15 protein-coding genes are annotated in these 14531 nt (G+C 32.8%); 5 read left to right on the plus strand and 10 right to left on the minus strand.

The annotated features are described in order from the left end of the window. Nucleotides 1–61 precede the first annotated feature (61 nt). From ACFSSE_RS14565 to ACFSSE_RS14575, 3 genes are all read left to right on the plus strand, one after another. Entirely contained in the window at nt 62–784 is a 723-nt protein-coding gene (locus tag ACFSSE_RS14565; protein WP_379047903.1) for a DUF6503 family protein, read from the plus strand. A 143-nt stretch (nt 785–927) separates the two neighbouring features. Beyond that, nucleotides 928–2856 carry a DUF1800 domain-containing protein gene (locus ACFSSE_RS14570; RefSeq protein WP_379047906.1) on the plus strand — a complete coding sequence of 643 codons (1929 nt, stop codon included), beginning with the start codon at nt 928–930 and terminating at the stop codon, nt 2854–2856. A gap of 23 nt (nt 2857–2879) precedes the next feature. Continuing rightward, nucleotides 2880–4148 (plus strand): DUF1501 domain-containing protein, encoded by a 1269-nt coding sequence (locus tag ACFSSE_RS14575; RefSeq protein ID WP_379047909.1) that lies wholly within the window; start codon nt 2880–2882, stop codon nt 4146–4148. A 71-nt stretch (nt 4149–4219) separates the two neighbouring features. Here ACFSSE_RS14575 and ACFSSE_RS14580 read toward each other — a convergent pair whose 3' ends face one another. Both ACFSSE_RS14580 and ACFSSE_RS14585 read right to left on the minus strand, forming a co-directional pair. After that, on the minus strand, nt 4220–5923 hold the full coding sequence (locus ACFSSE_RS14580) for a S41 family peptidase (RefSeq protein WP_379047912.1): 1704 nt from the start codon (nt 5921–5923) through the stop codon (nt 4220–4222). Nucleotides 5924–6072: 149 nt separating this feature from the next. Next, nucleotides 6073–6288, minus strand: a complete 216-nt coding sequence (locus ACFSSE_RS14585) for a hypothetical protein (protein ID WP_379047915.1) — start codon at nt 6286–6288, stop codon at nt 6073–6075. A gap of 133 nt (nt 6289–6421) precedes the next feature. Between ACFSSE_RS14585 and ACFSSE_RS14590 the strand changes: the two genes are divergently transcribed. Then, complete coding sequence (locus ACFSSE_RS14590; RefSeq protein WP_379047918.1) at nt 6422–7003, plus strand: porin family protein; 582 nt, start codon at nt 6422–6424, stop codon at nt 7001–7003. Nucleotides 7004–7289: 286 nt separating this feature from the next. Here ACFSSE_RS14590 and moaA read toward each other — a convergent pair whose 3' ends face one another. The 7 genes from moaA to ACFSSE_RS14625 are packed head-to-tail and all read right to left on the minus strand — an operon-like array spanning nt 7290 to nt 12244. Continuing rightward, nucleotides 7290–8309, minus strand: coding sequence for a GTP 3',8-cyclase MoaA (gene moaA / locus ACFSSE_RS14595; protein WP_379047921.1), 1020 nt, complete (start codon nt 8307–8309; stop codon nt 7290–7292). Then, nucleotides 8287–9201 carry a bifunctional molybdenum cofactor biosynthesis protein MoaC/MoaB gene (gene moaCB / locus ACFSSE_RS14600; RefSeq protein ID WP_379047924.1) on the minus strand — a complete coding sequence of 305 codons (915 nt, stop codon included), beginning with the start codon at nt 9199–9201 and terminating at the stop codon, nt 8287–8289. The genes moaA and moaCB overlap by 23 nt, the downstream gene beginning before the upstream one ends. Nucleotides 9202–9203: 2 nt before the next feature. Continuing rightward, on the minus strand, nt 9204–9650 hold the full coding sequence (locus tag ACFSSE_RS14605; protein ID WP_379047927.1) for a molybdenum cofactor biosynthesis protein MoaE: 447 nt from the start codon (nt 9648–9650) through the stop codon (nt 9204–9206). Nucleotides 9651–9666: 16 nt separating this feature from the next. Continuing rightward, entirely contained in the window at nt 9667–9909 is a 243-nt protein-coding gene (locus ACFSSE_RS14610) for a MoaD/ThiS family protein (RefSeq protein WP_379047930.1), read from the minus strand. Between the two features lie 45 nt (nt 9910–9954). Continuing rightward, entirely contained in the window at nt 9955–10701 is a 747-nt protein-coding gene (locus ACFSSE_RS14615; protein WP_379047933.1) for a sulfite exporter TauE/SafE family protein, read from the minus strand. Further along, nucleotides 10698–11027: a winged helix-turn-helix domain-containing protein gene (locus tag ACFSSE_RS14620; RefSeq protein WP_379047935.1), complete on the minus strand. Its 330-nt coding sequence runs from the start codon at nt 11025–11027 to the stop codon at nt 10698–10700. Before ACFSSE_RS14620 ends, ACFSSE_RS14615 begins: the two co-directional genes overlap by 4 nt. 47 nt (nt 11028–11074) lie before the next feature. Beyond that, nucleotides 11075–12244, minus strand: a complete 1170-nt coding sequence (locus ACFSSE_RS14625; protein WP_379047938.1) for a molybdopterin molybdotransferase MoeA — start codon at nt 12242–12244, stop codon at nt 11075–11077. A gap of 182 nt (nt 12245–12426) precedes the next feature. Here ACFSSE_RS14625 and ACFSSE_RS14630 point away from each other — a divergent pair, with 182 nt between their 5' ends. After that, on the plus strand, nt 12427–13362 hold the full coding sequence (locus ACFSSE_RS14630) for a hypothetical protein (protein WP_379047941.1): 936 nt from the start codon (nt 12427–12429) through the stop codon (nt 13360–13362). Between the two features lie 182 nt (nt 13363–13544). On the opposite strand, the gene rsgA is transcribed toward ACFSSE_RS14630, so the two are convergent. Next, entirely contained in the window at nt 13545–14465 is a 921-nt protein-coding gene (gene rsgA / locus ACFSSE_RS14635; protein ID WP_379047944.1) for a ribosome small subunit-dependent GTPase A, read from the minus strand. Nucleotides 14466–14531 lie beyond the last annotated feature (66 nt).

Here is a 14531-nt window from a genome sequence, read left to right on the forward strand (position 1 = left end):
TCAAAATAAGCTCTTTACATAAATTAACATCTGTATTAAAAATCATTTCATAAATTAGCGAATGCAAAAAAAACAACTCCTTATTATTGCCATCAGCTTATTATTAAGTGCCTGTTCTTTTGAGCCCAATGCAGATAAAATCATTAAAAAATCTGTTGCTTTTTATGGTATGGATAAGTTAGACGGAAAAACCGTTTCGTTTGATTTTAGAGAAAAACATTTTGAAATTAAGATTGATGATGACGATTTCTTTTATGAAAGTACTTACAAAGATAGTTTAGGAGTAATAAAAGACCAGCTAAGCAACCATGGTTTTGTGAGAGAATTAAATGGTTTAGTAACTCCTTTAAGCGCAAAAGATTCTTTAAAATATGCCGAATCTTTAAACTCTGTAGTTTATTTTGCTTTTTTACCCCTTAAATTACAAGATGATGCTGTTGAAGCTACTTTTTTAAGAACAGTACAAGTTAAAGGTACAGAATATAGCCAAATAGAAGTTTCATTTAAAAAAGAAGATGGCGGTAGCCACCATAATGATGTTTACTATTTTTGGTTTGATACAAAAGATAGCAGTATGGATTATTTTGCATACAGCGCTGGTGGAAATAGATTTAGAGCAATTAATGGTTTGGTAAAAGTTGGTAATATTTACTTACAGAATTACTATAATTTAGAAAACAAAGGAAATGATAAACGCCCACTTAAAGATTATCACATACTTTTTGAACAAGATAAACTAAGCTTATTATCAGAAATAAAAATGGAAAATGTTAAAATAAATTAACAAGTTTAGTTGTTAACTATAAAGCTCAGCTCACTTTGTGATCTGGGCTTTTTTATTAAAATATATTTTGAATCAAAAAATATACGTACCTCATTAATCCTTTAGGCTTAAGTATCAGTCATAGTAGTATAAACTTCCAAAAAATGAAAGCAGTAATCAAATATTTTTATGTTCCGTTTTGTGCTATTGGAATAATTTTTTTCTTAAGTTCTTTTTTAGCAAAAGACAACGATATTACAAAAGCTTACCAAAAAGCTGGATTAACTGAAAAGCATGCAGCACTGCATTTGCTAAGCAGGTTTACTTACGGCGCTAAGCCTAATGAAATTGATGAAATTCTAAAGATGGGCTTAGATAATTGGTTTAACAATCAATTGAATGCTAAAATCGCTGATGAAGAACTCAGTAGTAAACTAAAAAGTTACGACGCAATAAATTTAAGCAATTTGGAAGTTAGTGAGACCTTTCCTCAAGGTGCTAAAGTGTTACGTATGGCCATTAAAGATGGTTTTATTGATAAAGATTCTGTGAAGGTTGGGGATAATAAAAAAGAATACCGTGACAAAATACTTTCTTATATGGAAACGAAAGGATTAAGGCCGCAACAAGAACTTTTCAGACAATTTATAAGTCAAAAAATACTGAGAGCAACTTATAGCAATAACCAATTACAAGAAGTACTCACAGATTTTTGGTTTAATCATTTTAATGTATCGCTTACTAAAAATGAGTGTGCCATGTATATTCCGGCTTATGAGCGAGATGTGATAAGACCAAATGTTTTGGGGAAATTTAAAACCATGTTATTGGCATCAGCAAAATCGCCAGCAATGCTTTTTTACCTTGATAATTTTAGCAGTGCTAGCAATAACCAAAGCGATGGCGCAATAATGGAAATGATGGGTATGAATGCTAAATCTGAGAAAGCTAAAGCAGCAATCCAAAAAATTAAAGCCAATAAAAAGAACCAAGGGTTAAATGAAAATTACGCCCGCGAAGTAATGGAATTACATACATTAGGTGTTGATGGTGGTTACACACAAGATGATGTTACCCAAGCTGCCCGTGTTTTAACAGGATGGACAATTTATCCGTTTGATGATTATGGCGGTGGCGCAGCCTTAAAGAAAATGATTGATAAAATAGGAGAAGGTAATTTAGTAAAGCGTGGTTTTGTACATGATGGAGATTTTTTATTCGCTATTAATAGACATGACACCGGGGACAAAGTGGTTTTAGGTAAAAAATTTGATGGCAGTTTAGGCTACCAAGAAGGGGTTGATTTGTTAAATATGTTAGCCCAACATCCATCAACAGCTAAATTTATTTCTAAAAAATTAGCTACAAAGTTTGTTAACGATAACCCCGCACAAAGCCTTATTAATAAAATGGCTAAAACATTTTCTGATACAAACGGAGATATAAAAGCTGTTTTAAAAACCATGACTGCATCACCAGAGTTTTGGAATAAAGAGGCATTGGGAGAAAAAACAAAATCGCCCTTTGAACTGGCTATAAGTGCAGTTAGAGCTTTAGATGCAGATGTTGTTCAACCCTATCAATTATATTCTTGGATAAACAAAATGGGGCAAAAAATATATTATTACCAAGCTCCAACTGGCTTCCCAGATAAAGGCCAATATTGGATAAATACTGGAGCCTTGTTAAACCGAATGAATTTTGGTTTAGCACTAGCCTCACAAAAAATACCCGGTGTAAGAATCAACTTATCAAAATTAAATGATAACCACGAACCAGAAAGTAGCGAGGCAGCATTAAAAACATATAGCAAAATAATTTTACCCGAAAGAGATTTAACAAAAACGGTAGAACGCTTAACTCCGTTTTTAAACGACCCAAATTTGTTAAACAAGGTTGAGCAAGCGGCAAATAAAAATAAGCCCGCTACCAGTATGGCTAATACAGAAGATGAAGATACGATGATGGCTGTTGGAGCAGTAAAAAAACCACAAACTGTTCAAAAAAATAAGCAAAATAACATGGCAAATAATACCATGCTTGCACAAGTTGTAGGTGTAATTATTGGCGCACCAGAGTTTCAAAAAAGGTAATTATCTATTAAAAAATATTTGTTATGACATCAAGAAGAGGATTTTTAAAAGCAGGTGGTTTAGCTTTATTTGGGATTGGTTTAGGTGGTTTACCTTCATTTGTTGCGCAAGCGGCTAATCAAATTAAAGCACCTGGCTTATTTAAAAGAAGAAAAACTTTGGTTTGCATTTTTCAGCGTGGTGCAATGGATGGTTTAATGGCAGTTACTCCCTTTACAGACCAACATCTAAAAGCCGCCAGACCAACTTTATTTATGTCGGCAGCAAAAAACGCTACTGGTAAATCTTTAATAGATTTGGACGGAAGGTTTGGTTTACATCCTTCAATGGCGGGTTTCGAATCTGTTTTTAAGGAAGGAAGATTGGGAATTGTACATGGTATTGGTTCTCCAAACACTACCCGTTCGCATTTTGACGCACAAGATTACATGGAAGCCGGTACTCCTTTTAGAAAAGGAACAGATAGCGGTTGGTTAAACAGAGCAGTTGGTTTATTAGGCCATGAAGCTGCCACACCTTTTCAGGCCGTTAGTTTAACTTCTTCTTTACCACGTTCATTTTATGGCGAAAACCCATCATTAGCTATTAATAATTTGCAAGATTTTGCCATACAAATGAAAGGCAACGCCAGTGGTGCTAACATGGCAGCAAAAAGTTTTGAGGATTTGTACGATCAAACTGCACAAGGCTTGTTAAAAGATACTGGTAAAGAAAGTTTTGAGGCAATGAAAATGCTCAACAAAATTGATACTAAAAACTACAAACCAGCAAACAATGCACAATATCCAAACTCGTCTTTAGGCAACGCACTAAAGCAAATTGCCCAATTAATTAAAATGGATATGGGTTTAGAAGTAGCTTTTGCAGAATCTGGTGGTTGGGACACCCATTTTAACCAAGGTACAAGCACTGGCATCTTTGCCAGAAATGTAAATGATTTAAGCGAAAGTATGATGGCTTTTTGGGCAGATATGGGTACGTTACAAGATGATGTTACCATAATGACCATGACCGAGTTTGGACGTACAGTAAAACAAAATGGCACTGGCGGAACTGACCACGGAAGGGCATCATGTAATTTTATTTTAGGGAATGATGTTTTTGGAGGAAAAGTACATGGAAGCATGGCCGAACTGGCAAAAGAAAATTTAGAAGATGGCAGAGATTTAGCTGTTACTACAGATTTTAGAAGCGTATTTAGTGAAGTTGCCGATAAACATTTAGGAATAAATAAAGACAGTGTTTTATTTCCGGACTGGGACGGGAAACATATTGGGATGATGAGGGGGTAGAAACTAAAAAAACTCGAAGCTAAAACTTCGAGTTTTTTAATTTAAGATATTTAGTGAGCTATTTCCATTAACTATTCCACCTGCGCACTCACCAACTTAGGCTTTCCTATAGTTTTATACTCTCCAGTTCCTTTTAAAACATTTACCATTAATGGTTTGTCTTTTAACAAATCTGTTGCTTTTTTAAGCTCATTATCATACTTAAATGCCTGTAAAGTTCTACCCTTTTCAAAATAATATCTTTGTACAATTTCACTTTCTAAAATTTTCTTAATTTCTGCCTTATTTGCTATTATCTCGCTTTTTTTAGAGGTATAAATTTTACTTTTAAGAGTTTCGTAATCTGCTTTTATTTGATCCCATTTCTTCTCGTTCTCGGCATCAAACTTTAAATCGGCTAAAGTTTTTTCGGTGGCCGTTTGGTAGTTATAGTCTTTATCAGACAAATAATTAATAAACTCATCATAATCAGCATCGCTTAAGGCAAAATCTTTTGCTGGTGCAATGCTTTGATGTTTTTTAACAAACGTTGTTGCATAATCAAAAATGTAATATTTGCTTACTAAAATTTGAGTAATTTGATGATATTTTAAAGCATCGATATAAAAATCCGGGTAAATACCACTTCCATTATATACAGATCTTCCGCCCTTTGTTTTAAAAGCTGTTAATAAAGAATCGGGTAATTTCTCAACAGAACCATCATCATTCCGGTTTGCATAGTCTAAAGTTTGAATACATCTGCCAGAAGGCGTATAATATTTAGCTACTGTAATTTTAACCAAGCTATTGTATGGCAAATTAAATGTTTGTTGTACCAAGCCTTTACCAAAACTACGCTGCCCAACAATTACTGCTCTATCCAAATCTTGTAAAGAACCAGCCACAATTTCTGAAGCAGAAGCAGACCTTCCGTTTACTAAAACTACAATAGGGATATCTTCTGCAATTGGGCTAGTGTAAGTTTTATAGCTTATGGTTTTATCGGGATTTTTTCCTTTTTGCACCACAACTTCCACATCTCTACCCACAAAAAGATTTACAATTTTCACTGCTTCTTGTAAAATACCTCCGCCGTTAAACCTTAAATCTAAAATTAAACCTTGTGGGTTGTTTTTTTGAATATTTACCAACGCGTCTTTAACTTCCTGACCAGAATTTTCTAAAAATCTATCGAGTTTAATGTAGCCAATATTATTATCCAACATGCCAGAATAACTTACATTTGGTTGGCTAATATCTGCTCTAAACAATCGTTTTTCAATCATTGTTCCATCTCTTAAAATCACAATTTTTAAAGGTGTTTCTTTTGGTCCTTTTAAAAGTTGGCTAATTTGATCGTTCGTTTTGTTTAAAATCTTTTCGTCATCAATGCTTATCACCTCGTCTCCAGCTCTTATATCAGCCTTTTGCGCTGGGTAACCTTCAAATGGGTCTGAAATAAAAACTCTACCTTCTCTGTGTATTACGCCTGCACCAATACCACCATATTGGGTACTTACATATTTCATTTTATAATCCTCAATTTCCGATTCGGGTACGTATTCTGTATAAGGATCTAAATTCTCTAGCATTGCATCTATTCCTGTGCGCAATAACTTGGCAGAGTTTACATCGTCAACATAATTAATATTAAGCTCTTTATATACAGATGCAAAAATATCGAGGTTTTTAGATATCTGAAACAGATCTTCTTTAAAAGAAAAGCTAAGCGTAGTTAGCAGCAATAATGCAATACTCAACTTCAGCTTTATATTGTTTTTCAAAATTTTCATAGCAACACAAATCAAACTTAAATGTACAATTTTGATTTTATTTAATGGGTTTTCAATCCAAATAATCAAATAGAAATGGCTTTAAAAGAAAAAAAGCATTAAATTCTGTAAAAGATTTAATGCTTTTTTAATAATTCAGTTAAAATGAATTATAGTCTATTATTTTCTATGTTTAACAAGCCCTTTTTTAGCGTAAAAACAACATATTCTCTTTTACGTTTTAAGCGTTCTTGTAAATGTGTAATCAATTTTTCTTCTTGCCCAGCTTCAAAAGCCAAATCCTCATCACTTAAATGATTGTATTTTCTTTTAAGCTTAATTTTTAACCTGTCCCAGTTTTGATTGCTAATGGTAATTTCTGCCATAATATTTATTTGCCGTAAAAATAGCACATTGCTGCCAAATTAGAAAATTAATCCTTTTTAAATATTATTGAATAATAATTTCCATAATATTTTGTTTATTTAGGCAATATTATTAATGTAAAATTATAAAAACATGAAAAAATTATTATTGGCCGTTTGTTTTGTGATGATAAGTACTGTGGTAACTTTTGCACAATTTAATCTAGGATTGAAAGCGGGATTAAACTATACCACCATTAAAGCTCAAAATAATGAGTTTGATGAAAGTGGCGTTTTGGGCTATCAAGTTGGTGCTTGGAGCCGATTTGGAAATAAATTTTATTTACAACCAGAGCTTTATGTGGGCACTAAAGGTTCTGATCTTCAATTCCAATCTGCTGGAAATAATGTTGAAGTAAAACAAAAATTTACAGTTTTAGATGTTCCGCTTTTATTAGGTACTAAAATTGGTTCAGAGAAATTTAATTTCAGAATAATGGCAGGTCCTTCTTTTCAGTTTAATTTGGACGATGATGACACCGCTTTTAACCAAGCAATTAATCCCGATTTTTACAAATACAAAAGTTTTATTACCAACGCTCAAATTGGTGCAGGGATAGATTTTGGAGATTTATCTATAGACGCAAGGTATGAGACAGGTTTGCAAGACATTAATAAAAATGATGGGCAAAAACAAAGCCTATTACATTTAAGTGTTGGCTTTAAGCTTTTCTAAATTTCAATACCAAAAAAGAGGCTGTCTCAAAATTCAGTCTCTTTTTTATGCACTTCTATTTCCTTTTGGTAAGTATTATAACCAGCCAAAATCAATTAAAAACGATATTAACAATGCGATGAATGCTACAATCAAAATCTCTTTGTTATTATCTAAAGCATCGTAAGGAAAGGTTCTGAACCATTTGCTTTTTTACCTCTATAAACATCTTGAAGCGTTTCCCAATTAAGCATTAATTTTGCCTAAAAATATTTGTTTATTCATCTATGATAAAAATAAGATGATACTATCCTCCAATTTTTATCATGCTCCTATTCTTTGAAAATAGTTCGGGATTTTGAAACTCTGCATCACTCTTCATTCCGCCTCTAACAGGAAATTTAGATGCTATGTTTTTTTGGATTAAAGGAAGGATGCTTTCTCCTTTTCTAAAGGTTTCTAAAAGAGCAGTTTCGGAATTAGAAAATAAGCAGTTTTTCAATTTACCATCGGCGGTAAGCCTAATTCTGTTACAAGTACTACAAAACGGATTGGTAACTGAGCTGATAACAGAAAAACTTCCTTTAAAAGATTTTATCTGATGGTTTTTAGCGGTATCGTTAGGTTTATCTTTTATGCGAAGAATATTTTCTGGCTTAAAACTGTGACTCAATAATTCTAAAATCTCAGCATAAGTTACCAATTTAAATTGATCCCATTGGTTACCATTAAAAGGCATAAATTCTATAAATCTAATTTGTATATTTAGTTCTTTTGTGATATTGATAAAATCTATAATCTCACAATCGTTAAAACCTTTTATCAGCACCACGTTTATTTTAACAATAAATTTATGATGCAACAAAAGCTCAATGTTTTTCCACAAAGCATGAAAATAATCTCTACGAGTAATTTGCAGGTATTTATCTTTTTGTAAAGTATCTAAACTAACATTAAGCGATTTAATGCCTGCCGCTTTAAAAGTATCTATATACTCGTGAACCAGCAAACCGTTTGTGGTTAAGGTCAATTCCACACCTAATTTCCCTAAGCGCTCTATAATATCTTTAGCATCTTTTCTTACCAAAGGTTCGCCGCCGGTTAAACGTATTTTCTTCACGCCAAGCGATACAAATGTTTTGGCAATTTCTTCAATTTCATTAGCCGTCATAATATGAGCTTTTGGAGTTAAATTAATTCCTTCGGCAGGCATACAATAAGTACATCTCAAATTACAAGTTTCAGTGATAGAAATTCGTAAATAATCATGCACTCGGCCATGTAAATCTTCAATTTTTAACATGCTATTTTCCGTGGTTAAAGCCATTTAGTATTTTAAACAAATGCAATACAGATGGAAAAATAGCATCCATAGATTCGCTTGCCCCATTTGTTGAACCAGGTAAAGCAATCACTAAAGTGCTACCAATAAAACCCACTACACTTCTTGATAGCATGGCATAAGGTGTTCTATTTTGTCCGTAAGACCTGATGGATTCTTCTATCCCCGGTATTCGTCTATCAAGCATCGGAATTAATGCCTCTGGTGTAACATCTCTATCAGACAAACCCGTACCACCAGTTAAAATAACCAAGTCTGTTTTGCTTTTACATAAATCCTTTATCGTTTTTTGAATCTCTATTATTTCATCTGGTATAATCAAATAATTAGCAACGTCTAAACCTAAAATATTCAATTTTGAACTAATTACTTTGCCAGCACTATCTTGCTTTTTCCCTTGCGAAACACTATCAGAACAAACAATTACAGCCGTAACAAGGTTTAAATTTTTAGCATCATTAAAATCAGATTTTCCTCCCTTTTTATGCAGCAATTTTACAGTAGCTATTTCTACATTTTTATCAATTGGTTTCAGCATATCGTACATGGTTAAGGCAACAATACTTGCGCCATGCATCGCTTCAACTTCAACACCGGTTTTATAAATGGTTTTTACAGTAATTTCAATAACAATTTCTTGTTCTTTTATTTCGTATTGAATAGCGGTAAACTCAATCGGGATTGGATGACAATCTGGAATTACACTAAATGTATTTTTAACTGCAAATAATCCAGCAGTTCTGGCAACTTCTAAAACATCGCCTTTAGGTACGGTTTTGTTTTTTATAGCCTCAATGGTAGCTGGCGTTCCCACTTTCACAATTGCTTGTGCAGTTGCGGTACGTTGTGTGATGATTTTATGCGTAATATCTACCATGATTAATTATTTGTTTTCCACTGATAGGAATCGTCTTCAAATAGTTCTTTTCCAAAAATTGCTACTTTCTCTTTAATCTCTTCAACCAAATATTCTAAAGCTTCGTAAACCAATTTTCTTTTTGTTGCCGATACAAAAACGAATAAACAGATTTCGCCAGCTTTTACTAATCCTAAACTGTGGTAAATATGTAAACAGGTTAAATTATATTTTTCAAAAGCAGCTTCTCTAATTTGATGGAAACTTTGCTCAGCCATTTCTTCATAAGCGGAATATTCTATTGCTGTAACTATTTTTCCGTCTATTTCATCGGCCCGCACCTGACCTAAAAAAATATTATGAGCACCAATAGATGTTTTGCTTTGGTGTTTAGCTATTGAATTTCCGATAAAATTGGCAGTTATTGGGCCTTGTACGAAAGACTTTTTAATGGGTTTTTCTGATGACATGTTTTACGTTTTAAAATTATCCACCCGCAAAAGGCGGCAATAAAGCTATGGTGTCATTATTGTTTAATGCTAAATCATTTGTTGCTATGCTGGTATTAACAGCAACTATAAATGAGGTTTTGCTTAAATTGTTGTATTGTTGTAGTAAGTTTTTTACTAAATTTTCAACTGTTAGCAAAGCTGATATTGAAGTATAAACTTCTTCTTTCTTCTGAGTGATATCGGCTATCAATCCCAGATATTTTATGGTTATGGTCATTTAAATGATATTAATAATGATTAAACTGTTAAAGCTTCAAGCCTGTTAAATAGTATAAAGTTTTATAATGGCAATAATCAAAACCAAAGCAAGAATATTTCGCAAAACCAAAGTATTAAACTTTTTACTACCATAGTATGCACCCAAAAAACCACCTATAAACACAATTCCAATTAGTGCTGTTGATGAGCTTGGTAGTTCGCCACCTTTTGAAATAAAACCAAAAATGCCCGAAATAGAATTTACAAAAATAAACAACGCCGAAACCGCGGCTGTTTGTTTTATGTTTGCCCAGCCTAATAATAGTAAAACCGGACTTAAAACTATACCGCCACCAATTCCAATTAAGCCCGATAAAAATCCAATAATAGCACCAATTAATAATGCCATTGGGATGTTTATTTCTTTCAATTTTATTTTTTCTTTCCCAAATAAGCCTAGCAATCTAAATACAGCAAAGATTAATAATGTGCCTAAAGTTATTTTGTAAAGCTTAGTATCTACGGTTAAAAATCCTCCTAAAAAAGAAAAAGGAATAGAGGTTATTGCAAACGGATAAAACAGCTTCCATGTAAAGTTTTTTTCTCTGTAATAAAAATAGAAGGAAATGCCCGAAACCAAAATATTTAGGATTAAAGCAGTGGGTTTTATAAAAGTAATTGGCAATGCAAATAAGCTCATTAAAGCTAAATAACCACTTGCCCCACCATGCCCAACACTAGCGTATAGAAAGGCAACAATTGGCAAAAGCAATAATAGTAAAGGGCTGCTTAAAACATCTGAGACTATCATAAAGCGTGTTTCTTTAGTTGTTCGTCCAAAAAATTCCAACAATCTTTATTTATGGTTTCAAAAATATTGATGAGTGATTTGCCGTAAGGAGTTAAAGAAGTTCCTCCACCTTTTGCGCCTCCAATTTTTGTTGCAATTACAGGCTCTTTGGCAGATTTACTAACATCGTCTATTAACCGCCAAGCTTTTTGGTAAGAGATATTTAACGCTTTTGATGCTTTATTTAAAGAGCTAGTTTCGTCAATTTTTTTTAGTAATTGCACCCTGCCCTCACTTAAAAGAATTCCGTTATTAGCTTCTATCCAAATTTTACTTTTAATTTTCAAAACAGTTTTCGTTGTACTTTTACAAGTATAACGAAAAATCAGATTTATTAGATAGGATAAATATCAACTTTTGAATTTTTTGCTAAATGATAATCGCCTTCGGGAACAAAAACCAGACAATTTGCTACTGCGAAAGTATTTAACATAGATGAGTTTTGATGTGTTGAAATAGTTACTTCATCATCAGTAAATACAGCTTTTAAAAACTGACTACGGGTGTTTTTTACGATGAGTTCTTCAGTAAGTTTTTTCTGAGTTATAGGTTTATTCGCTTCAGTTTCGCCAAACAAAGTTTTTAATAGGGGTTGTACATAAATATAGTAACAAGTTAAACTTGCAGCCGGATTACCTGGAAGCGCAAAAACCAGTTTATCATTAATTTTACCTGCGAATAATGGCTTTCCAGGTTTTTGGTTCACCTTATAAAACAAGGTTTCTACTTGCAATTCTTCTAAAGCTGCTTTTACAAAATCGTAATCACCTACAGAGATTCCTCCAGAAATTAATAAAATATCATTTTCATGGATTGCTTTTTCAATGCTATTTTTGGTATTTATAAAATCATCATTTACTTCATAAGTGTTAATGTTTTTTGTACCCGTTTCTGTTAATGCCGTTTGCAACATAATGGCATTACTTTCGTAAATTTTACCATGTTTTAAAATGTTGCCTGGTTTTACCAATTCATTACCTGTAATTAAAATACCAACAGTAGGTTTTTTATAAACAGAGACAGTAGTGATGCCCAAACCAGCTAAAAAACCAATTGCGGCAGCATTTAACTTAGTTCCTTTTAAAAGAGCTTTTTCATTTACTTTAATTTGTTCGCCAATTGGTCTTATATTGGTGCTTTCTTTAACACTTTCAGTTAAAATTAAATCATCATTTTTAACAGCAGCCTTTTCTATTTGCATCACAGCATTAGCCGAATCGGGAACTGCTGCACCAGTGAAAATCCTCACCGCTTCCCCGGCTTTTAACTCTATTTTATGCGCATCGCCAGCTTTTATTTCTCCTATTATTTTATAGGTTAAACTATCGTAAATATGCAACGCAAAACCATCCATTGCCGATTGCCTAAAAGGCGGCATATTGATAGGAGAATTTACATCTTTTGAAAGAATATGCTGGTGAACTTCTGTAAGCAGAATTTGTACTTCCTTTTTTTGTGGAATATTATTTTTTAATAAAGCTAAGGCTTGCTCAACAGAAATCATGTGATATGCTTATTTAGAAAATCAAATCTAAAACAAAAACTGTTAAATGCTGTTAAATCAAATCCGAAACAAAGTCTTTGACAAAACTCCTACGATTCGGTTTGTTAAGTCGGTAAATAATAAGCTTATATTTGCAGAAGGTCTATACAAAACCTCAAAAATTATAGTTCATATCAAAACAAATGCGTTTATATCTTTTTATATTCTTACTATTTATTGTAAGCAAAAAAACTTTTAGCCAAGCAATACCACGCTTTAATCCTGATACTATTTTAACCATGAAAATGGATAAAGATGCTGTTGTTAAAGTTGGAAAAGCAGGTTTAGATATAGAAGATTTTATACATGAAATTGTAACAGATAGCAGTTTTTACGAGGCATTTAAAAACATGGCTAAATACACTTATAATGCCCAAAATAGTATTTACACTTTTGATAAAAAGAATAAAGTAACTGGAAGTATTTCCAGAAAACTTATTCATAACCCAAAAGGAAATCATCTAAAAATAGTTGAAGAAACAACAACAGGCGATTTATTTAAGCGCAACGGAAATTACCAGTTAATTACTTTAGAATTGTTTGATCATATTTTTATGAACGCCTATAAATCCGCATATAGTCCAGCAAGCGAAGAAATTAATGATGGCAGCAAAAACGATTCGTACAAAGACAAGCTAAAAACACTTATTTTTTCGCCTGGTAAACCTGTAAAAGGAGTTCCGCTAATATCAAGTAAAACGGAGATTTTTACTGCCAATAATAGGCAATATTATAACTATGCTTTCGCAAAAGGTATGTATTTAGATTCTATCCCGGTTTATCGTTTTAAAGTTACGGTTAAGCCTGATTTAGGTAGTTGGACCGCTGACGGAATAATGATAAAAGAATTAACCACTATTTTTGACCAACGTAATTTTCAAATTTTAGGTAGGTATATGGATATGAAACTTGATAACCTCGCTTTTAGTTTTGATGTACAAATGAATATTGAAATGAGTTATTTTGGGGAGGATTTATTGCCTACAAAAGTGAGTTACCAAGGTAATTGGGATGTTCCTTTCAAAAAGCAGGAACGAGCTAGCTTTTTAGTTTTGCATAAGGGGTATAATTTGAATTAATTTTCTTTGGATTTTTAATTTGAAATCTTAAAAAAATCATTCAGCTATCTGGACTTTAATTGGTTAGATTTTTTTCTTTCGCAGATTAACGCAGATGTTGAATTTGTAATTCCGCTAATTACTTTAGCTCTTTAGCGTTTTGATGAAGAACATTTTTTCTCTTATCTAACGAAATTCCTCAATTAATGTCTCGTATCATTCCCAAAATAAATACTCTGGTAACTATCATACCTAGTTGGCTCTAAATCTCCTTCATCTAAAGCTTTTAAAACTGCACAACCCGGTTCATTAATGTGTACACAATTGTTAAACTTACAATCATTCATTAATGCCCGCATTTCTGGAAAAAAATGACCCAATTCGTATTTCTCAATATCTGTAATTCCTAATTCTCTAATTCCGGGTGTGTCAATTAATTTTCCACCAGAAGGTAAATCAAATAACTCGGCAAAAGTAGTGGTGTGTTTTCCCATATCGCTCCAATCGGATATTTGCCCAGTACGCAATTCTTTTCCAGGAATCAATCGATTTATTAAACTTGATTTACCAACACCAGAATGTCCAGAAAACAAAGAAATTTTATCTTTTAGTAGCGCCTCTAAAGTTTCAATATTTGTTCCTTTTATGGCAGAAACCGAATAGCATGGATAACCTATCCGCTGGTATAAATCAATATAATTATCTAAAATCTCTAAACCTTCTTGATTAAATAAGTCGAGTTTATTAAAAACTAAAACTGCGGGTACGCCATAAGCTTCGGCGGTAACCAAAAACCGATCTATAAAGCCTAAAGAAGTTCTTGGAGATGCTAAGGTTACCACCAAGCAAGCTAAATCTAAATTTGCGGCTATAATTTGTACTTGTTTAGATAGGTTGATAGATTTGCGGATAATATAATTTTTACGATCATGAACTTTGGAGATAACACCAGTTTGTAATTCTGGCTCTAATTCAAAATCAACAATATCGCCTACAGCAACAGGATTGGTACTTACCAAACCCTTCATCCTTAACTTACCTTTAATTCTACACTCGTATCGTTGCTGGTTTTTACCTTCAACTGTGTACCAACTCCCGGTAGATTTTATGACTAATCCTTCCATCTAAGCAGTAAAGATAAGGATTAACACAATTGCAGCTTTAAATATTTTGTATCATTTTGCTTTAAA

This window comes from Pedobacter alpinus (genome assembly GCF_042684645.1).
Classification (GTDB): domain Bacteria; phylum Bacteroidota; class Bacteroidia; order Sphingobacteriales; family Sphingobacteriaceae; genus Pseudopedobacter; species Pseudopedobacter alpinus.